General features: G+C 67.9%; 14 protein-coding genes. 9 read left to right on the top strand and 5 right to left on the bottom strand.

All coding sequences use genetic code 11. The annotated features are described in order from the left end of the window. Nucleotide 1: 1 nt before the first annotated feature. From AVKW3434_RS05715 to AVKW3434_RS05725, 3 genes are read left to right on the top strand one after another with little or no spacing between them, the layout of a single operon-like run. The gene (locus AVKW3434_RS05715) at nucleotides 2-1,156 is read left to right on the top strand and encodes a glycosyltransferase (RefSeq protein ID WP_284405083.1); all 1,155 of its coding nucleotides are present in this window, start codon (nucleotides 2-4) and stop codon (nucleotides 1,154-1,156) included. A 4-nt stretch (nucleotides 1,157-1,160) separates the two neighbouring features. Beyond that, nucleotides 1,161-2,303, top strand: coding sequence for a glycosyltransferase family protein (locus AVKW3434_RS05720; RefSeq protein ID WP_284405084.1), 1,143 nt, complete (start codon nucleotides 1,161-1,163; stop codon nucleotides 2,301-2,303). Next, entirely contained in the window at nucleotides 2,300-3,379 is a 1,080-nt protein-coding gene (locus AVKW3434_RS05725; RefSeq protein WP_284405085.1) for a glycosyltransferase, read from the top strand. Before AVKW3434_RS05720 ends, AVKW3434_RS05725 begins: the two co-directional genes overlap by 4 nt. 9 nt (nucleotides 3,380-3,388) lie before the next feature. Here the strand turns inward: AVKW3434_RS05725 and AVKW3434_RS05730 are convergent, their stop codons facing one another. The 3 genes from AVKW3434_RS05730 to AVKW3434_RS05740 form a co-directional block, all read right to left on the bottom strand. After that, nucleotides 3,389-5,176 carry a glycosyltransferase gene (locus AVKW3434_RS05730; RefSeq protein ID WP_284405200.1) on the bottom strand — a complete coding sequence of 596 codons (1,788 nt, stop codon included), beginning with the start codon at nucleotides 5,174-5,176 and terminating at the stop codon, nucleotides 3,389-3,391. A gap of 74 nt (nucleotides 5,177-5,250) precedes the next feature. Continuing rightward, a complete protein-coding gene (locus AVKW3434_RS05735) occupies nucleotides 5,251-7,248 on the bottom strand; it encodes a tetratricopeptide repeat protein (RefSeq protein WP_284405086.1) in 1,998 nt (665 codons plus the stop codon). A gap of 169 nt (nucleotides 7,249-7,417) precedes the next feature. Next, a complete protein-coding gene (locus AVKW3434_RS05740; protein WP_284405087.1) occupies nucleotides 7,418-8,155 on the bottom strand; it encodes a TetR/AcrR family transcriptional regulator in 738 nt (245 codons plus the stop codon). 307 nt (nucleotides 8,156-8,462) lie between these two features. Here AVKW3434_RS05740 and AVKW3434_RS05745 point away from each other — a divergent pair, with 307 nt between their 5' ends. The 6 genes from AVKW3434_RS05745 to AVKW3434_RS05770 all read left to right on the top strand — a co-directional run bounded on the left by AVKW3434_RS05745 (nucleotide 8,463) and on the right by AVKW3434_RS05770 (nucleotide 16,783). Then, on the top strand, nucleotides 8,463-9,812 hold the full coding sequence (locus AVKW3434_RS05745; RefSeq protein WP_284405088.1) for an NAD(P)-dependent oxidoreductase: 1,350 nt from the start codon (nucleotides 8,463-8,465) through the stop codon (nucleotides 9,810-9,812). Nucleotides 9,813-9,861: 49 nt separating this feature from the next. After that, nucleotides 9,862-11,169 (top strand): NAD-dependent dihydropyrimidine dehydrogenase subunit PreA, encoded by a 1,308-nt coding sequence (gene preA / locus AVKW3434_RS05750; RefSeq protein ID WP_284405089.1) that lies wholly within the window; start codon nucleotides 9,862-9,864, stop codon nucleotides 11,167-11,169. A gap of 94 nt (nucleotides 11,170-11,263) precedes the next feature. Next, nucleotides 11,264-12,754: an NCS1 family nucleobase:cation symporter-1 gene (locus AVKW3434_RS05755; protein WP_284405090.1), complete on the top strand. Its 1,491-nt coding sequence runs from the start codon at nucleotides 11,264-11,266 to the stop codon at nucleotides 12,752-12,754. 38 nt (nucleotides 12,755-12,792) lie between these two features. Next, nucleotides 12,793-14,262, top strand: a complete 1,470-nt coding sequence (gene hydA, locus AVKW3434_RS05760; RefSeq protein WP_284405091.1) for a dihydropyrimidinase — start codon at nucleotides 12,793-12,795, stop codon at nucleotides 14,260-14,262. 27 nt (nucleotides 14,263-14,289) lie between these two features. Continuing rightward, the gene (locus tag AVKW3434_RS05765; protein ID WP_284405092.1) at nucleotides 14,290-15,546 is read left to right on the top strand and encodes a Zn-dependent hydrolase; all 1,257 of its coding nucleotides are present in this window, start codon (nucleotides 14,290-14,292) and stop codon (nucleotides 15,544-15,546) included. Between the two features lie 118 nt (nucleotides 15,547-15,664). Beyond that, nucleotides 15,665-16,783 (top strand): peptidoglycan-binding domain-containing protein, encoded by a 1,119-nt coding sequence (locus tag AVKW3434_RS05770; protein ID WP_284405093.1) that lies wholly within the window; start codon nucleotides 15,665-15,667, stop codon nucleotides 16,781-16,783. A gap of 55 nt (nucleotides 16,784-16,838) precedes the next feature. On the opposite strand, the gene AVKW3434_RS05775 is transcribed toward AVKW3434_RS05770, so the two are convergent. Together AVKW3434_RS05775 and AVKW3434_RS05780 are read right to left on the bottom strand one after the other, a co-directional pair. Then, nucleotides 16,839-17,885 (bottom strand): bifunctional nicotinamide-nucleotide adenylyltransferase/Nudix hydroxylase, encoded by a 1,047-nt coding sequence (locus AVKW3434_RS05775; protein WP_284405094.1) that lies wholly within the window; start codon nucleotides 17,883-17,885, stop codon nucleotides 16,839-16,841. A 232-nt stretch (nucleotides 17,886-18,117) separates the two neighbouring features. Then, nucleotides 18,118-19,821, bottom strand: coding sequence for an NAD+ synthase (locus AVKW3434_RS05780; protein ID WP_284405095.1), 1,704 nt, complete (start codon nucleotides 19,819-19,821; stop codon nucleotides 18,118-18,120). Nucleotides 19,822-19,828 lie beyond the last annotated feature (7 nt).

Consider the following 19,828-nt stretch of genomic DNA (forward strand, 5'->3'; position numbering starts at 1 on the left):
CGTGGCCCGCCTGCTGCTGTTGTCCCTTTCACCCATTGCCTCCGATCCCCGCGTGATGCGCCAGTACGGGGCGCTGAAGGACGAGCATGAAGTCCATGTGCTGGGGTTCGGAGAACGTCCACCTGGAGTGCTGCATTTCACTTCCGTGGAACAGACGCGTGCGGATCGCAAAGGGGTTTTGCGCAATGCGCTGCGTCTGGCCTTTCGACGCTACGACGCCTATTACTGGCAACACCCTCAGATCCGCGCGCTGGAGAAGTCCGCAGCGCAGTTGCCAGCGGGTTTCGACATGGTATTGGCCAACGATGTGATGGCTCTGCCGATGGCGTTGCGGTTGGCCGGCAATGCGCCCGTGTGGCTGGACGCGCACGAATACGCGCCGCGGGAATTCGAAGACCTTTGGGCGTGGCGCACGTTGCTGGGGCCTTTCTTCGATGCCACCTGCCGCGATGCGTTGCCGCGGGTCGCGCGCATGAGTACCGTGTGCACAGGCATCGCGCGCGAGTACGAGCGGTGCTACGGCGTTCCGGTATCCGTCATGCCCAATTGCCCCGAGCCAGAGCGCTTGCCCGTTCGGCCAACGCATGCCGAACGTATTCGGCTGATCCACCATGGCGCAGCCATCGCCTCGCGCAAGATCGAGGTGATGATCGACCTCATGGACCATCTGGATGATCGCTTCAGCCTCGACCTGATGCTGATGGAGCAAGACCCGGCGTACCTCGCCACCCTGAAGCAACGGGCCGCACGGCATTCGCGCATCCGGTTCATTCCGCCAGTACCCATGCGCGATATCGCCGCGCACACCAATGGCTATGACATCGGATTGTTCCTGCTGCCCCCCACCAATTTCAATTACCTGCATGCACTGCCCAACAAGTTCTTCGAATTCATGCAGGCACGCCTGGCCATCGCCATCGGTCCGTCGCCTGAGATGCAGGCGCTGGTGACCGAACTGGGTTGTGGCGTGGTGAGCGGCAGTTTCGAAGCAGCAGACCTGGCCGCGCATCTCGCGCGCCTCACGCCCCAGGACATCGATGCCATGAAGCGCGCTTCGGACTCGGCCAGCCAGCGGTTCAATGCGGCGGCCACCCGCCAATGGCTTCGTGACGAGGTGCGCGGCTTGCTGGCCGACCGTGCCTGCCCGGTGCATTGACACCATGCGCGCGCTTGTTCTCGGAACCCAGTCGTTCATCGACGGCGGCACCAAGGTGGGTTCCCAGCATCTGGCGCAAGCGTTGGCGGCGGCGGGTTGGTCGGTCGACTATGTGCCCACGCTCTCCTCCCCGCTGGACGTCGTGGGCCGCCAGCGCCATGCCCGGCTGGCGAGGGCATGGGGACATGGGATGCCGCGGCGAGCAGTGGGCATTTCGCAAGGTCTCACCGAGTGGAGTCTTCAATCGGTGTTTCCCGCGCATCGGCTTTTTCTGCGGTGGCCTTGGCAATTGGAGGCGTATGGCCGACGCTGCCCGTCGCCATTGCGCGACGTGCCGTTCGACGCGTGCATCGCCGAAGTCGCACCCAACATGTTGCTGCTGCACCAGATCACGGCCCGCGCCAAGATCTGCCGGCTCAACGATTGGCCGCAGGGGTTCGCCCGCGACCTGCACCCCGTGCTCATCGACGCGCTCGAGTCCATGGTGGGTGGCCCCGATTTCGATGAAGTCTGGGCCGTCTCTGAACCCCTGGCGGAATATGCCCGTGCGCTGCACCCGCGAGGTGAGGTAGTGCACATTCCCAATGGGGTGGAGGCCCGCCTTTTGATGCCTGCCACGCAAAGCCCGGTGGCGCGGCAGCCGCGCAGCGCGGTCTATGTCGGCGGGCTCACGGCTTGGCTGGACATGGGCTTGCTCGCCCAGGCCGCGCGGTTGCTTCCCGATTGGACCTTTGCGGTGTACGCCCCTGGTACGCCCCCGCAGCACGGATGGCCTGTCAACCTCCAATGGCGCGGCATTGTCGGCCGTGCGGAACTGCCGGCGGTTCTTCAGAGCCATGAGGTCGGCCTCATTCCTTTTTGCGACGCCGATGGGCGCATGCGCTATGTCGAGCGTCCCTTGAAGTTCTATGAGTACATCGCCACGGGATTGGGTGTGGCCAGCACGGATCTGGGCGCGATGCGCCATGGGATGGGTGACCTGGCCTGCTACGGCAACGATGCGCGGACATTTGCCGATGCCATCGTGCAGGCCCGGGAGCAGGCGCAGGGTCGCCCTGCGAGCTTCGCGAAAGACTTCGTGCAAGCCCACGACTGGAGTGCGCGCGCCCAGGCCATGCTGGCCCGTCTGGAGATGTTGCTGGCATGAAAAACTACCTTCTCTACGACTTCATGCAGGTGGCCGGAGGCGCGGAGCGGGTCACGCTCACGTTGGCCGAGGCCTTTCCGGACTTTCAGACCCTGGTCAGCCGGTGCTACCCGGACGCCCAACCCTTGCTGGATGCCTCCACCGCCCAAGTGCAGGAGTTGCGGGGTGGCTGGTCTGCGCGCTTGCCGCGCATTCTGGAAAGCATGTGGTGCTTCCGGTTTCGGGCCGGACGGTTGCACGATGCCCACACCGTGCTCTATAGCGGCTTCTATGCCCCGCTGGCGGTCTACCAGCAGCGGTCTGGCCGGCGCTTTTACTATTGCCACACCATTCCCCGATTCGCCTATGACCTGTACGACAGCACGTTGGCGGGTTTTCCGTGGTGGCTTCGGCCGTTCTACGCCATCTTCGTGCGCTGGTTCCGCAAACAGTACGAAGCGGCCATCCGCCGGATGGATCGCATTTTCGTGAACTCGGAGAACGTTCGCGCACGGCTCCAGCGGTATACCGGGCTGGATGCCGAGGTGGTCTACCCCCCTGTGGCCACACAGCACTTCCGGTTTTTGGCCGATGAAGGCTACTACCTCTCTACCGCACGACTGGTGCCCAACAAGCGGGTGGATGTGATCGTGCGGGCTTTCCTTCAGATGCCCGAGCGCTCGCTGGTCGTGCTCTCTGGCGGGCCGGAGCTGGGGCGATTGAAAGCGATCGCCGGCGAGGCTTCCAACATCCGGTTCACCGGCTGGCAGACGGATGAGGCGCTGCGGCGCTGGGTGGGCAACGCCCGGTGCGTGATCTACCTGCCGGTGGACGAGGACTTTGGCATGTCGCCGGTGGAGGCCATGGCTGCGGGCAAACCGATAATCGGCGTCGCCGAAGGAGGGCTGCTGGAAACGGTGCTGCCCGGCGAAACGGGTGTGCTCATCGCGCCCGATCCCGCGCCCCAGGCGGTGGTGGGCGCCGTGGCACAGATCGAGCAGATCCATGGCGAGAGACTTTCTGCACAATGCCGGCAACGCGCCCGGCGATTCACCGAAGCCGCCTTCATCGCCCGAATGAAGGCGATCCTGCGATAGTTCCCGGACTCAGTCGGCCGATCCGCGGGTTCGCCAATGCGCAATGCATAGCAGGGACGACACCGCCACATACCGCAGCGCATTGGCCCAGGACTGGAAGATCTTCGACCGGTCCACCTTGGCGGTGTGCATCGGCAAGGCGACTTCCTTGATGCGCAGGCCCTGACGCCGCATCAGCAGCAAGGTGCCGATGTCCTGGTAGTCGAGCAGCGTGGCCTCGGTGGATGCCGCCACTTCCAACGCCTTGCGGTTGTAGAGGCGAAAGCCAGACACGAAGTCGTGCAGCGCAAACCCCGTCAGGAACCGGAACCATCCCCACGCCAGTCGGCGGGCCCAACTGGTCCGGGCCGAGAAATGGCTCACCACCACATCGCCTTCTTCGCGCCGGGACAGCAGGCTGGAAATTTCTTCCACCTCATAGCGGCCTTCCGCATCGATGGTGATCACCGCGTCGTAGCCTCGGGCCAGTCCATAGCGAAGCCCCGTTTGCAAGCTGCCCCAGGTGGTCATCGCCAGCAGGGGGCGCAGCACCCGCGCTCCTGTGCTTTCGGCCAGATGGCAGGTGCCATCCGTGCTGCGGTTGTCCACCACGAGTACGTCGGCCCCTACCAGCGCGCGAACGCGCTGGATGAGGTGCTGGATGCTCGCCGCATGGTTGCGGGTGGAGATCACCACGAGCACGCGTGGATTGGGCGCGGCCGGCGTGCTGCCCAGGGCCAGGTACTGGTATTGGTGCGCCAGTGCGCGTTCGCACTGGGCAATGTCGAAATGCTGGAGCAGCGCCTGGTAGCCCGCCTCGCCGAACTGGATGCGCAGCCGCGTGTCGTGCTGCAGGCGCGCCAGGGTACTGCGCCAGCTCTCCACGTCTTCGATGGGCACATGCAGCCCGGCACGGGCGTAGGCCACCACCCAGGGCATGCCGGAGCCGGGCAGGTCCGTCACCACGCAGGGGCGCTTGTGCATCATGGCCTCCAGCAGCACGATGCCGAACGCCTCGGTGCGCTCGCGCGACGCCAGGCAAAAGACGTCGCAGCCTTCCAGCAAGGCGTGTTTTTCCGCATCGAGCACCGAGCCGACCAGGCGCACTGCAGGTTCACGGCCGGCGGGCGTGGTATCCCGGATCAGGGCCTCCAGCGACACCCGCAACTCGCCTTCGCCGGCGATCAAAAGTTCAACCCCCGGCATGGCCTGCACGGCCTGGATCAGTGTCTCGAACCCCTTGTAGTAGGTGAGCCGACCGATGGACAGAAGCCGCAGCTGGGTTTCGGGTCTCCATTGCAGTCCACTGCGCAAGGCGGTGGGCGGGGGAGGGCGGTGCAGGTTGATGCCCAGCGGAATGACCTCGCACTTGCTGCGCCACGGCTGCAGCGCCCGGCTGGCCTCCAGGTAGGGGGGCGACGTGGCGAAAATCAACTGCGCCCGGTCCAGCACCGCGTGCTCGAACGGGCGGTACAGAAAATACGCCATCGCCACGGACAACTTGATGTCCGAGACGACGATGTCGGAATGCCAGTGCACCACGCACGGCACCTTGCGGGCCGCAGGCAGTGTCAGGGCCCACAGCGCAGAGTTGTTGGGCAAGTGCAGGTGCAGCACATCGGGCTGAAAGTGCCGGATGGCCTTTCCCAGCGCCGAGCGAAAGCCCAGGGCGATGGGGGCATAGACCAGGTTGAACTGCACCGGCACCCGCACCAGCCAGGGCGGGTCGTCCGGCAAGGGCGTTCCGTGCACCAGCGCGAACGCCTCGATGCCCTGGGCCCGCTGGGCCTCGATGAGGTCGGCCAGAAACACTTCCATGCCGCCCAGATAGGGCGGAAAGAACTTGCCGATGTGCAGGACGCGCAGTGCCACAGGGGTCTCGCTGCCTCAGGCTATTTCTTCAGGGCCGCCACCTGGGCACGCACCTGCGGGTACTGCGGATTGCGCGGATCGATCGCGATGGCGCGGTCCAGGTCCTTGAGGCTGTCGTCCAGGCGGCCGGCCGCGCGGTGGGCCATGGCCCGCCCGTAGTACGCCGGCGCTGCGTTGGGGGTGCGCGCGATGATCTGGTCGAACAGCGCGATCGCCGCCTTCGCATCGCCCTTGCCCACCTGCGCCATGCCCAGGCCCAGCATCAGGCGCTGGTTGTTGGGGCTGGCCTTCATCAACGCGGTGAAATCGCTGATGGCATCGTCGTACCGTTGCGCGCCGATGGCGGCTTCGGCACGGCGCATGCGCATGGATTCGCGCATGCGCTCGACCTCCTTGTCGGTGATGCCTTCGGCTGCGCGGGTCATGCCCTGGGTGAAGGCGTCGTACGCTGCGGCGAATTGCCCCAGCGCGAAGGCGGACTCGCCCCGGTGGTAGTACAGCGGCAGGTCGGTGAATCCCTGCTTTTCCGCTTCTGCGAAGGCCGCCAAGGCTTCGGTGTGCTTCTTTTGCTGCTGCAGCGCGACGCCGATATTGAAGCGGGCGGAGCCCTGCAGCGATCCCAGCGCCTCGGCGGTGGCAAAGCTCTTCTGGGCCTCGGCCACCGAACCGCGATCAAGGTGGTAGGCCCCAAGGTTCAGGAACGGACGCCAGCGGCCCACGGCGCTCGGCGATGCCTGCAGGTCGATCTTTTCGGCCGCATCGCCCCAGGCCGCGTAGTCGTCCCGCAGGGATTCCACCCGCTCGAACGCCAGCAGGCTGAACACCAGGCCCACCATGCAGCCCAGCACGTAAATGGTTTTCGGCTTGAAGCCGGTCAGCACGATGGCGACCAGCACCGGCACGGCGATGGCCCAGAGATAGCTGCGGTAGAGCACGAACGGGTCCTGCACCCACACGGTCGCGAACTCGGTCACGTACAGCAGCAGCGGGAACATCAGCGCCACGCCCACGAGGCTCAACGCCCCGCGGCGGCGCAGCACGGCCCAGAGCGCGGCGGCCCACAGCGCCAAATAGCCGAAGATGCCCAGGATCTGCGGGAATGCGGCATACGACAGCGGGAACGCGGGCCGCAGGTCCACCGACATCCACATCACGTTGGGGAAGAACCACAGGAACCCGTAGGCAAAGAAGAGCGCCGCCTCGTTCAGGATGCTGAGCGGGTACATGCGCTGCGTGATCCCCGGGCTCAGGCGCTCCAGCTGCTGGGCGAAGTCCAGCGAGCGCTGGTCGAAGAGCTTGCCGATGAATTCGCCGTAGATGCCGAAAAAGACCACCGCTGCCACCGCGATCAGCGCGGCGGATGCGCCAGCCAGCGTGGCGACCGTCTTCCAGCTCGGGCGGCGGACATGGATGTACAGCGGCACGCTCATCGCGGCGACCATGACCGCATGCTCCTTGGACAGCACCGCCGCCACGTAGCTCAGCAGGGCCAGGCCATACCAGAGCACGCCCCGGCCGGACAGGCCCCGCACGAAGCACCAGCACGCCAGCACCGAGAACAGCGTGGCCATGACGATCGAGCGCTGCACCAGGTACGCCACGGCATACACCGCCATGGGATTGACCGCGAACAGTGCCACGCCCACCCGCACCGCCGCCTGTTGCGACAGGCCGAAATGCGGCTGCGATTCGAATTCCTCCGGGAAGCGCGTGCGGGCCAGCAGATCGCGCACCAGCGCATACAGCGCGCCCACCGTGGCCAGGTGCAGTGCAATGTTCACGAGCCGCTGCTTGCCCCAGCCGGGGCCAGCCAAGGAGTCCACCCAGATGAAGCTGCCATATGACAGCATCCGCTGCTTGAAGGTGAGCAGGCTGCCGTAGCTACCGAAGATCGCGCCGTCGGAAAGCCGCAGATCGTCGAACAGCAACGCATGGTTCCAGCCGGGCAGGTAGATGGCCAGCACGGCCGCCAGAACGGCGATGCCAAATACAGCAAGGGAAATGGACGGTTTGGCCATGGGCGGATAGAAAGCAGGTGGACGGGCGCAGCGGTGCGTGGCAGTGCGCGCAGGCAGCCGGGAAGTCTAAGCGATGGAATTTTCGCACCCGCTTGGCACCGCCGGATGCGGGGTGCCTCCAGGCCCGACCATTTTCCAGCCGCACGCAGGGGCTCGCAGCGGCCCGGTTTCAGTCCTGGACGGGCGCCGCCGGCCCGGGTTCCAGGCCCCGCAGCACCAGGTGGCAGAGCAATTCCTCCGCCTTGTCGTAGTCGCGCTCGGTCAGCGCGGGCTTGCCCAGCAGCAGCGCGAACTGGGCCTGCTGGTCGGCGTAGGCCTGGGTCACGGACCAGATGATGAACATGAGGTGGGTGAAATTCACCTTGGCGATGCGGCCCTCGCGCGCCCAGCGCTCGAAGGTGCGCACATCGTTCTTGAGCACAGGGCCCACGCGTTCGGCGATCACGCCCGCGTAGCGTGGCGCACCGGCGATGACCTCCTTGGCGAACACCTTGGCGGCGTTCGGCCGCTCCAGCGACGAGCGCAGCTTGGCGCGGATGTAGCGGCGCAGCGCCTCGTGCGGGTCGTCGCCGTGGGACATCTCTTCCATGCCGGCCAGCCACTGGTTGAGCACGTCGTCCAGCACGCGCAGGTACAGCGCCTCCTTGTTCGGAAAGTAGTACAGCAGGTTGTGGCGACTCAGCCCGATGGCCGCGGCAATGCTCTCCAGCGATGCGCCCTCGAAGCCGAACTGCGCAAATTGCGTTTCCGCCTCGGTGAGGATGGCCTGTTCCTTTTTGAGCCGCGAGGCGGTGGGCGGGCGCCCCGGGTCGGCGGGCGCCCCATCGGGCGTAGGGGGCTGCAGGGCGGTGCGCGTTCGCACAGGTGCGGGGCGGGAGGGCTTGGGCGAAGGGCTCATTTGCACCATTGTGGAACGACTGCGGGGTGTTTTCGCTGGCACGGTGTTTGCACTAGGGGATTTTACCGATTGGTAAATTTTTACTGATTGGTAAATTGAAAACCAGCAGGGCACGGCACCGCCGAAGACACCTGCACCACGACAGCGAGGCCCCCCGATGAAACCTCTGCAGACTGTTCCGATGTGCGGCCGCCCGGCCGCCTGCGCCTGGCCCCGCCAACGCCGCAAGCGCCACGCCCACGCGCCCCGCCGCGTTCGCGCGCCCCTCTCCCGTCCCTGATCTCCCGTCCCTGACCCTTCGCCCCGAGGACTACCGATGGAAACGACCGCAAGCCGCGCGTGCGGCATTCATGCCGCACGCCTGAACCTGGCCGACTACGCCGTGAACTTCGGCGACGCGCATCCGCCGCTCACCAAGGCGCAGGCTCTGGTGGAGGCCGAGCGCTGCTACTACTGCTTCGATGCGCCGTGCGCCACGGCGTGCCCGACCGGCATCGACATTCCCGCATTCATCCACCGCGTCGCCCAGGGCAACGACCGCGGCGCGGCCCGCGCCATTCTCGAGGCCAACCCGCTCGGCGGCATGTGCGCCCGCGTCTGCCCGACCGAGGTGCTGTGCGAGCAGGCCTGCGTGCGCAACTCGCATGACGACAAGCCGGTGGAGATCGGCGCGCTGCAGCGCCACGCCACCGATGCGTACTTTGCCGACCCGGGCGCGCCCCTGTTCACCCGTGCCGCGCCCACGGGCCGCCGGGTGGCCGTGGTGGGCGCGGGGCCCGCAGGGCTGGCCTGCGCCCATGGCCTGGCGGTGCGCGGGCACGACGTGGTGCTGTTCGAGGCACGCCCCAAGCTGGGCGGCTTGAACGAATACGGCCTGGCCAGCTACAAGACCACGGGCGGCTTCGCACAAAAGGAAATCGAATGGCTGCTGTCCATCGGCGGCATCGATGTGCGCTGCAACCAGGTTCTGGGCCGCGATGCCACCGTGGACAGCCTGCTTCAGGCCTACGACGCCGTGTTCCTGGGTTTGGGACTGGCGGGCGTCAATGCGCTGGGCATCGCCGAGCCGCAGGTCGAGGGGCTGTGCAATGCGGTCGACTTCATTGCCGACGTGCGCCAGGCGCAGGACCTTTCGACCGTCCCCGTGGGCCGCCGCGTGGTCGTGATCGGCGGCGGCATGACGGCTGTGGACGCTGCCGTGCAGGCGCGCAAGCTGGGCGCCGAAGAGGTGACGATCGCCTATCGCCGCGGTGCCGACGGCATGTCCGCCTCCGCCGTGGAGCAGCGCTGGGCGCAGACGAACGGCGTGGCCATCCGCCACTGGGCGGCGCCCAAGGAATTGCTCAGTGAAGGCGGGGTGGTGCGTGGCATGCGGTTCGCGGCGACGGCCCTTGCGGACGGGCGGCTCGTGGACACGGGCGAAGCCTTCACGCTGGAAGCCGACATGGTACTCAAGGCCATCGGCCAGAGCTACCTGCCCGAACACGCAGGTCCCACGGTGGCCCTGCAGGGCGGGCGCATCGCCACCGACGACATGGGCCGCACCAGCGTGGCGCGGCTGTGGGCCGGTGGGGACTGCCGTGCTGGCGGGCGCGACCTCACGGTCGAGGCGGTCGAGCACGGCAAGGTGGCCGCCCTCTCCATCAGCGAGGCGCTGCGCGGCTGACGGCCGGCGCCTTCTCCCTCCAATACCCCGCATCCCCGGAGCATTTCCCATGGCAGACATCCGCAGCCGCTTTCTCGGCATCGAGAGCCCCAACCCGTTCTGGCTGGCCTCCGCACCGCCCACCGACAAGGAAATCAACGTCACCCGCGCCTTCGAGGCGGGCTGGGGCGGCGTGGTCTGGAAGACGCTGGGCGAAGACCCGCACGTGGTCAACGTCAACGGCCCGCGCTATGCCACGCTGATGTCGCAGGACCGCCGCGTGATCGGGCTCAACAACATCGAGCTCATCACCGACCGCCCGCTGCAGACCAACCTGGACGAGATCCGCCGCGTCAAACGCAACTGGCCCGACCGCGCAATGATCGTCTCGCTCATGGTGCCCTGCGTGGAAGAAAGCTGGAAGCGCATCCTGCCCATGGTGGAGGATGTCGGGGCCGACGGCATCGAGCTGAACTTCGGCTGCCCGCACGGCATGAGCGAGCGCGGCATGGGCGCCGCCGTGGGCCAGGTGCCCGAATACATCCAGATGGTGACGGCCTGGTGCAAGCACTACAGCCGGCTGCCGGTGATCGTGAAGCTCACGCCCAACATCACCGACGTGCGCCAGCCCGCCCGCGCTGCCAAGGCCGGCGGGGCCGATGCGGTGTCGCTCATCAACACCATCAACTCCATCATGGGCGTGGACCTGGAGCGCATGGCCATGAGTCCCAGCACCGGCGGCCTGGGCTCGCACGGCGGCTACTGCGGCCCGGCGGTCAAGCCCATCGCGCTCAACATGGTGGCCGAGATCGCGCGCGACGCGCAGACCGCCGGCCTGCCCATCAGCGGCATCGGCGGCATCTCCACCTGGCGCGATGCGGCCGAGTACATCGCCCTGGGCTGCGGCACCGTGCAGGTGTGCACGGCGGCCATGGTGTACGGCTTCAAGATCGTGCAGGACATGTGCGACGGGCTGTCCAACTTCATGGATGCGCACGGCTACCACACCCTCGACGACTTCCGCGGCCAGGCCGTGCCGACGGTCAAGGACTGGAAGCAGCTCGACCTGAACCACATCGACAAGGCGGTGATCGATCAGGATTCGTGCATCCAGTGCGGCCGTTGTCACGTGGTGTGCGAAGACACCTCGCACCAGGCCATCACCTTCACCAAGGACGGCGGCGTGCGCCGGTTCGAGGTGAACGAGGCCGAATGCGTGGGCTGCAATCTGTGCGTGTCGATCTGCCCCGTGCCCGAATGCATCACGCTGCGCAGCCTCGCGCCCGGCGAGGTCGATGCGCGCACCGGCAAGGTGGTGACGGGTGAGTACGCCAACTGGACCATGCACCCCAACAACCCGCAGCGCGTGGCCGCCTGAGCCGCGCTGCCGCGGCCCATTGCCCGCGCTGGTGCCCACCTTCGCGCCCGCTTCCCGCCTGCCAGCCTGTCTGCAACGTCTCGGAGACCGCCCCATGAAGACCCTGCATGCCCCCGGTGCCAGCAACGAACTGTGGAACGACGACCTGGCGCCCACCCAGCCGCACCAGCGCACCTGGCGCTGGTACCACTTCGCGGCCTTGTGGGTGGGCATGGTGATGTGCATCCCCGCCTACACGCTGGCCGCCAGCCTGATCGACAGCGGCATGTCGTGGGGACAGGCGGTGGGCACGGTGTTCCTGGGCAACCTGATCGTGCTGGTGCCCATGCTGCTCATCGGCCACGCAGGGGCCAAGTACGGCATTCCCTACGCGGTGCTGGCGCGTGCCTCGTTCGGCACGCGCGGCGCCAAGCTGCCGGCGCTGCTGCGCGCACTGGTGGCCTGTGGCTGGTACGGCATCCAGACCTGGTTCGGCGGCATGATGATCTACACGCTGGCCGGCGTGCTCCTCGGACACCCCCTGGAGGGCGACAAGATCGCGGGGCTGGGCATCAACCTGGGCCAGCTGGTGTGCTTCCTGGTGTTCTGGGCCATCCAGTTCTATTTCGTGGTGCACGGCATCGAGTCCATCCGCAAGCTCGAAACGTGGACGGCGCCGATCAAGATCGTTATCTGCTTTCTTCTGCTGTGGTGGGCGTATGACAAGGCGGGCGGTTTCGGACCCATCCTGGACCAGCCCTCGCAGTTCGCGCCCGGCGGCAAGAAGGCGGGGCAGTTCAGCGCCGTGTTCTGGCCGTCGCTGACGGCCATGGTGGGCTTCTGGGCCACGCTGGCGCTCAACATTCCCGACTTCACGCGGTTCGCCCGGTCACAGCGCGATCAGGTGGTGGGCCAGGCCATCGGCCTGCCCGTGCCCATGGGACTGCTGGCCGCGCTGGCGGTGTTCGTCACCTCGGCCACGGTGGTCATTTACGGCAAGGCGCTGTGGGACCCGGTGGACCTGGCCAGCCGCATGACGGGCGCGGCCGTGCTGATCGCGCTCATCATCCTGCTGATCGATACCGTCAGCGTGAACCTCGCGGCCAACCTCGTGGGGCCGGCCTATGACTTCTCCGCGCTGAGCCCGTCGCGCATCAGCTACCGCGTGGGCGGCTACATCACCGTGGGCATCGCCATCGCGATGATGCCGTGGAAGATCCTGGAATCGACCCAGGGCTACATCTTCACCTGGCTCATCGGCTACTCGGCGCTGCTGGGGCCGGTGGCCGGCATCCTGATGGTGGACTACTACCTGGTGCGCCGCACCGAGCTGGACGTGGCCGCGCTGTACGAAGAGCGCGGCGCCTACCGTTACCGCGGCGGCTGGAATGCGGTGGCCGTGGTGGCCTTCGTGCTGGGCGTGGCGCCCAACATTCCCGGCTTTCTGAACGCGGCATTCCCCGCCACCTTCCCCGGCGTGGGCGAGGTGTTCAAGCAGATCTATGCCTATGCCTGGTTCATCGGCCTGGCGATTGCCGCCGTGGTGTACCGCCTCGGCATGACCGGCCGGACACACCCGGCGCCCACTCCGCTGCGCCGCGCCTGAGCACGGCGGCCACCCCTTCATCATTCAGGAGATCTGCCATGAGCCCGACCCCTTCCAACGCCGTGCTGATCCGCGGCGGCACCGTGGTGCATGCCGACCGCGAAGAGCGCGCCGACGTGCTGTGCGTGGACGGCCGCATCGCCGCCGTGGGCCCCGATGTGGCGGGCGAGGCGCCTGCCGGTGCCGAGACGCTGGACGCGAGCGGCCAGTACGTGCTGCCCGGCGGCATCGATCCGCACACGCACATGCAGCTCCCCTTCATGGGTACCGTCACCATGGACGATTTCTTCACCGGCACGGCGGCGGGCCTGGCGGGCGGCACCACCAGCATCATCGACTTCGTGATCCCCGACCCGCAGGAGCCCATGATGGAGGCCTACCGCAAGTGGCGCGGCTGGGCCGAGAAATCGGCGGCCGACTACGGCTTTCACGTGGCCGTCACCTGGTGGAGCGAGCAGGTGCGGGCCGACATGGGCACGCTGGTGCAGGAAGAGGGCGTCAACAGCTTCAAGCACTTCATGGCCTACAAGAACGCCATCATGTGCGACGATGAAACGCTGGTGAACAGCTTCCGGCGCGCGCTGGAGCTGGGCGCCATGCCCACCGTGCACGCAGAGAACGGCGAACTCGTCTACCTGCTGCAGCAGGAGGTGGCCAAGATGGGCATCACCGGTCCCGAGGGCCATCCACTGGCCCGCCCGCCCATGGTGGAGGCCGAGGCGGCCAACCGCGCCATCGCCATCGCCGACGTGCTGGGCGTGCCCATCTACGTGGTCCATGTGAGCTGCGCGGAGGCGGCCGAGGCCATCGCGCGGGCCCGGGCGCGCGGCCAGCGCGTGTTCGGCGAGGTGCTGGCCGGCCACCTGCTGATCGACGACAGCGTATACCGCGACCCGGACTTCGCCACCGCCGCCGCCCACGTGATGAGCCCGCCGTTCCGTCCCCGCTCGGGCGGCCACCAGGAGGCGCTGTGGCGCGGCCTGCAATCGGGCCAGCTGCACACCACCGCCACCGACCACTGCACCTTCTGCGCCGCGCAGAAAGCCATGGGCCGCGACAACTTCGCCAAGATACCCAACGGCACGGGCGGCGTGGAAGAGCGCATGGCCGCCATCTGGGACGGCGGCGTGAACACCGGGCGGCTCACGCCCTCGGAGTTCGTCGCCATCACCTCCACCAATGCGGCCAGACTCTTCAACATTTACCCGCGCAAAGGCTTCGTCGGCGCCGGGGCCGATGCCGACCTGGTGCTGTGGGACCCGCAAGGCACGAAGACGTTTTCCGCGAAGACGCAGCACAGCAAAGGCGACTTCAACATCTTCGAGGGCCGCACCGTGCGCGGCATTCCCAGCCACACCATCAGCCAGGGGCGGGTGGTGTTCGCCAACGGCGACCTGCGCGCTGAGCCGGGCCAGGGCCGCTACGTCAAGCGCCCCGCGTTCGGCCCCCAGTTCCAGGCCGTGCAAAAGCGCGCGCAGGACCTCGCCCCCACTGCGGTCGCCCGCTGACGGCCGCCCACGCATCCGGAGAACACCATGGACACGACCACCCGCACCGACATCAGCCACCTGCGCGTCAACGGCGAGCGCCTGTGGGATTCGCTCATGGAGCTGGCGCAGATCGGCGCCACGCCCAAGGGCGGCGTCTGCCGCCTCACCCTCACCGACCTGGACAAGCAGGGCCGCGACCTTGTCACCCGCTGGGCGCGCGAGGCCGGCATGACCGTCACCATCGACCAGATCGGCAACGGCTTCATGCGCCGCCCGGGGCGCAATAACAACCTTCCGCCCATCATGACCGGCAGCCATATCGACACCCAGCCCACGGGCGGCAAGTTCGACGGCAACTACGGCGTGCTGGCCGGCATCGAGGTGGTGCGCACGCTGAACGACCACGGCATCGAGACCGAGGCGCCGATCGAGGTGGCCTTCTGGACCAACGAGGAAGGCAGCCGCTTCGTGCCCGTGATGATGGGCTCGGGCGTATTCGCCAAGGCCTTCACCCTGGAGCATGCCTACGCCGCCACCGATACCGAAGGCAAGACGGTGAAGGGCGAGCTCGAGCGCATCGGCTACGTGGGCGATCAGGTGCCCGGGGACCACCCCATCGGTGCGTATTTCGAGACCCACATCGAGCAGGGACCGGTGCTGGAGGACCACGACAAGACCATCGGCGTGGTGACGGGCGTGCTCGGTATCCGCTGGTACGACTGCACCGTGACCGGCATGGAGGCCCATGCCGGCCCCACGCCCATGGCGTTGCGCAAGGATGCGCTGCAGGTCGCCACGCGCCTCATGCAGGAGGTGGTGGCCTGCGCGCACCGCCACCCGCCGCATGGTCGCGGCACGGTGGGCATGGTGCAGGTGCACCCCAACAGCCGCAACGTGATCCCCGGCCAGGTCAAGTTCAGCATCGACCTGCGCAACGCCACCGACGCCGATTGCGAAAGCATGGACCGGGACATCCGCGACGTGGCCGCCTGCATCAGCGCCGAAACCGGCCTGCCGATCCAGATCGACCTGGTGTCCAGCTACCCCGCGCAGGTGTTTCACCCCGACTGCGTGGACGCGGTGGGCCGCGCCGCTGCCAGCCTGGGCTACAGCCACATGCCGGCCGTGTCGGGCGCGGGGCACGACGCGGTCTACATGGCACGCCTGGCGCCTGCAGGCATGGTCTTCATTCCGTGCAAGGACGGCATCAGCCACAACGAGATCGAAGACGCCCAACCCGAGCACATCACCGCCGGCTGCAACGTGCTGCTGCATGCCATGCTGGAACGCGCCGGCACCTGAATGGTGCGGGACCGGGGCGGCGGCCTGCCGCCGTGTTACAGCAACCCTCCCCCGGTGGGGTTGTGGCAGGCCCCTTCAGCGCATAACGTTCAACGCTTTGCTTGAAGCCATGCCTTCCATGACGACACCGAACCGGCCCGATGGGCGCGCTGCCTCCGCCTTCTTCCCTTCCACCCCCGCCCGCGCGACCCTCGTGGCCGCCACCGTGGTGGCCGCGCTGGCCCTGGCCGGCTGCGAGACCACCAACATGCGCATGGGCAGCCCCGATGCCAAGACCGTGGCCACGGGCAGCGCGGCCGGTGGCGCCACCGAAGGCGCCAGCAGCGAGCTGGAGCGCTGCGAATCGCCGCTGGGCACCGTCTCGCTGATCGAGAACCAGCAGGCCGGCTGGTACACCATCCTGCGCAACGAATACCGCCTGCCGCCCACGGCCAACCTGCTGCGCCTGCTGGTGCAGCAGTCCAACTGCTTCGTTGTGATCGAGCGCGGCGCGGCCGGCATGACGGCCATGGACCGCGAGCGCGCCATCATGCAGTCCGGAGAGATGCGCGGCGGCAGCAACTTCGGCAAGGGCCAGATGGTCGCCTCCGACTACGGCCTGTCGCCGGAAATCGTGTTCAACAACGACAACGCCGGCGGGGCCTCCGCATCGCTGGGCGGCCTGGTGGGCGGACGCGCGGGCGGCTTGCTGGCCGCGCTGGGCGGCAGCCTGAACACCAAGGAAGCGAGCGCATTGCTCACCCTCATCGACCACCGCTCCGGCGTGCAGGTCGCCGCCTCGGAAGGCAGCGCCTCCAAGACCGATTTCGGCGCCGTGGGCCAGCTGTTCGGCGGCTCGGGCGGCGCGCGCCTGGGCGGCTACAGCAACACGGCCGAAGGCAAGGTGATCGCCGCGGCCTTCATGGATGCCTTCAACCAGATGGTGCGTTCGCTGCGCAGCTACAAGGCCCAGTCGGTCAAGGGCCAGGGCCTGGGTGGCGGCGGTCGCCTGGGGGTGGATGGCGGCGCCGCGCCATCGCAGACCTCGGCACCGCGCGCGCAGCCCGTGTCGGCCACCGGTGGCCTGTCGCTGCGCGATGCGCAGGCCAAGCTGAACGCCCTGGGGCATGACACCGGCACGCCCGACGGTGCCATGGGCGCCAAGACGGCGGCCGCCCTGCGTGCCTTCCAGAAGGAGCGAGGCCTGCCCATCACCGGTCGGCTCGACGCCGCCACCGCGGCCCAGTTGAGCCAGTAACGGCTGCCGGCTTCGAGGCGGTCGTCCGTGCCCAATGGGGGCGGGCGGCCAGCCCCTAACCGGCGCTGTGCGCGCCGGTCAGGTTCAAAAAGTGGTCCAGCATGTGGAAGTGGTCCTCGAAGAAGGCCTCTTCCTTGGCCGCCAGGTCCGCGACCGGTATCCACTGCACCTGCATGGCGTCGTCGTCGGCCTGCACGGCAGGGAAGGGCGCATCGCCCAGGTCGAAGTAGTGGGCGTGCGTGATGGTGCGCCCGCGCTGGCTGCGGTCGGGGTGGTCGAAGACGGCCGTGGCGCGCAGTGCGCGGCGCAGGGTGGCGTCGGGCACGTCGCAGTGCGTCTCTTCGGCCAGCTCGCGCAGGCACGACTGCCACAGCGTCTCGCGCTGCTCGATGAAGCCGCCCGGCATGGCCAGCTGGCCCTTGCCCGGGGCGTGCGCGCGGCGGATGACGAGCACGTGGTCCTGGCAGCGCAGCACCGCGTCCACCGTCACGAACACCGGCGGGTACGGCGCCTGCGCCCACGATTCGCGGTAGCTGCGCAGCACGCGCCATTCTTCCTGCAGCGCCGCGTAGTGCGGCTGCCGGGCGAACACGTCCAAGAATTCGAGCGTGCTGGCCGGCATCTGGTCGGCCAGGGGGCCGAGCGCCGTCAGCACGCCCTGCGGCGCCGCGCCGAAATACGCGTCGCGGATGGCGGTGGCATCGATGGTGCCCTGCCGGTCCATGGGGATCAGCGACCAGCCGGGGAAGGCGTCCAGGTAGCTGCTGGTCGCGTCCTTGAAATGGCCGACCAGGCCGATGCGCGCATCGGGCAGCACGTGCGTGGACACGGCGCGCAACACCGCCGCCACCCACAGGGCCTCGTTGTAGTGATCGCGCACGGGCAGCACGGTCAGCCGGGCCCGGTCGGCCTCGGGCAGGGCATTGCGCAGCATGGCTTCGCGCTCGGCCCAGGTGAACGGGTTCTTGGGCGATCGGGCCTGCCAGGCCGAGCCCATGACCACGATCACGTTGTTGGCGCTGTCCAGCGCGCGCTGCAAAAGGGCCAGGTGGCCGTTGTGGACGGGCTCGAAGCGGCCGATGTAGATGGCGGTGTCGTACATGTGTGTTCCGGTTGGGCGCCCCGCGCCGTGAGCGGCGCCGTCGGGGCTGCTGGGAATGTAGCCGGGCGGGCCGGGGCGGGCGGCGGGCGCGGCGAATGCACCGACCGATCCGCATGGGTCACCGCGCGGCCGGATTCATCGATTTGCTATAAAAATAGCAGCGATATGCCCTAGTAATGATTGTGCTGGAGGCATTTTTGATGCAAACCTCTCCGTGGCGCAGGCCACCGCCTCACACATACCGGGCGGCGATCGGCATCTGCCGCCCAGTGCCGAAGGCCTTGGCCCGCACGCGCACGATGGGCGGGGCCTGGCGCCGCTTGTATTCGCTGCGCGCCACCAGCATGCGCACGCGGTGCGCCAGGGCCTGGCCGTCCGCGCTGGCCTGCAACTGGCGCGCGAAGTCCTGCGCGTTGGCGTACTCGGCGCGCGACAGGCCCTCGCCTTCGATGAGCAGCTTGAGGATCTCGTCCAGCACGGGGTAGGGCGGCAGGCTGTCGTCGTCCTTCTGGCCGGGCGCGAGCTCGGCCGAGGGCGGCTTGTCGATGATGGCCTGGGGAATGATCTCGCGCCCCGCGTTCTCGTTCACGTGGCGCGACAGCTCGAACACCTCGGTCTTGTACAGGTCGCCCAGCAGGCCCAGGCCGCCGTTGGTGTCGCCGTACAGCGTGCAGTAGCCCACCGAGATTTCCGATTTGTTGCCGGTGGTGAGCAGCAGGTGGCCGAAGGCGTTGGAAAACTCCATCAGCGTCGTGCCGCGGATGCGCGCCTGCACGTTCTCCAGCGGCAGGCCGCGCAGCGGCTGCCCGAAGCTCGCCTCGAACTGCGCGGAAAAGCCGGCCACCAGGTCCGCGATGGGGTGGGTGTGCAGCACCACGCCCAGGTTGCGGCACAGCTGCACCGAATCGTCCACCGAGCCGCTGGACGAAAACCGCGAGGGCATGGTGATGCCCACCACGTTCTCCGGCCCCAGCGCCTCGACCGCCAGCGCCAGCGTGAGTGCGCTGTCGATGCCGCCCGAGCTGCCCACCACCGCCTGCGTGAACCCGCAGCGGCGTGCGTAGTCCCTCAGGCCCAGCACGATCTGCTGGCGGTAGAACGCCATGGTGGGCAGGCCCTCGCGCGGCACGGGCGGCAGGTCGGTGCCGTCCAGCCGGGCGAAGTGGCCGTTGTCCAGCAACTGCACGGTGGACACGTCCTCCTCGAAGCGGCGCGACTCGAAGACCACGCCGTCCTCGGGCTCGACCGCGAAGGAGGCGCCGTCATAGACCAGCTGGTCGTGCCCGCCGACCTGGTTCACGTAGACGATGGGCAGGCCGTGCCGCCGCGCCGCATCGCCGAACACCTGGTGGCGCAGCTCTCGCTTGCCGATGTGGCTGGGGCTGGCGTTGATGCTCACCACCAGGTCGGGCGCGGCATCGGCCATGCGCTGGAAGGGGTTGGTCTGGTAGTCGGCGCCGCTGTCGTTCCAGCCGTCCTCGCACACGATGAACCCCACCTGCGAGGTGCCGATGCGCAGCACCTTGGCCACGTCCGGGCCGGGCTCGAAATGGCGGCGCTCGTCGAAGACGTTGTAGGTGGGCAGCAGCTGCTTGGCATACGATAGCCGCACCTCGCCCGCCCGCAGCACCCGCAGCGCGTTCAGCAGCCGCTTGCCCGGCCCCGGCGTGCGCACCGGCATGCCGACCACCCAGTGCAGCGCGGGCAGGCCGGCCGATGCCTCGCACAGCCGGGCCAGGCCCGCGTCCAGGCGTTCGAGAAAGGCGGGCTCCTCCAGCAGGTCGCCCGGGTAGTAGCCGCACAGCGACAGCTCGGAGAACACCACGAGGTCGGACTGCGCGGCCGCGGCCTCCTGCGCGGCGGCGATCATGCGATCGACGTTGCCTTCGATGTCGCCCACGGTGAGGTTGAGTTGGGCCAGGGTGATGCGGAGCATGGGGTCT

The organism is Acidovorax sp. SUPP3434 (genome assembly GCF_030159015.1).
Classification (GTDB): domain Bacteria; phylum Pseudomonadota; class Gammaproteobacteria; order Burkholderiales; family Burkholderiaceae_C; genus Paracidovorax.

Excerpts from the sequence above, each read along its gene's own strand:
- AVKW3434_RS05720 (WP_284405084.1), top strand. The coding sequence starts at position 1,161 with ATGCGCGCGCTTGTTCTCGGAACCCAGTCGTTCATCGACGGCGGCACC.
- AVKW3434_RS05725 (WP_284405085.1), top strand. The coding sequence starts at position 2,300 with ATGAAAAACTACCTTCTCTACGACTTCATGCAGGTGGCCGGAGGCGCG.
- AVKW3434_RS05730 (WP_284405200.1), bottom strand. The coding sequence starts at position 5,176 with ATGGAAGTGTTTCTGGCCGACCTCATCGAGGCCCAGCGGGCCCAGGGC.
- AVKW3434_RS05735 (WP_284405086.1), bottom strand. The coding sequence starts at position 7,248 with ATGGCCAAACCGTCCATTTCCCTTGCTGTATTTGGCATCGCCGTTCTG.
- AVKW3434_RS05740 (WP_284405087.1), bottom strand. The coding sequence starts at position 8,155 with ATGGTGCAAATGAGCCCTTCGCCCAAGCCCTCCCGCCCCGCACCTGTG.
- AVKW3434_RS05745 (WP_284405088.1), top strand. The coding sequence starts at position 8,463 with ATGGAAACGACCGCAAGCCGCGCGTGCGGCATTCATGCCGCACGCCTG.
- preA (WP_284405089.1), top strand. The coding sequence starts at position 9,862 with ATGGCAGACATCCGCAGCCGCTTTCTCGGCATCGAGAGCCCCAACCCG.
- AVKW3434_RS05755 (WP_284405090.1), top strand. The coding sequence starts at position 11,264 with ATGAAGACCCTGCATGCCCCCGGTGCCAGCAACGAACTGTGGAACGAC.
- hydA (WP_284405091.1), top strand. The coding sequence starts at position 12,793 with ATGAGCCCGACCCCTTCCAACGCCGTGCTGATCCGCGGCGGCACCGTG.
- AVKW3434_RS05765 (WP_284405092.1), top strand. The coding sequence starts at position 14,290 with ATGGACACGACCACCCGCACCGACATCAGCCACCTGCGCGTCAACGGC.
- AVKW3434_RS05770 (WP_284405093.1), top strand. The coding sequence starts at position 15,665 with ATGACGACACCGAACCGGCCCGATGGGCGCGCTGCCTCCGCCTTCTTC.
- AVKW3434_RS05775 (WP_284405094.1), bottom strand. The coding sequence starts at position 17,885 with ATGTACGACACCGCCATCTACATCGGCCGCTTCGAGCCCGTCCACAAC.
- AVKW3434_RS05780 (WP_284405095.1), bottom strand. The coding sequence starts at position 19,821 with ATGCTCCGCATCACCCTGGCCCAACTCAACCTCACCGTGGGCGACATC.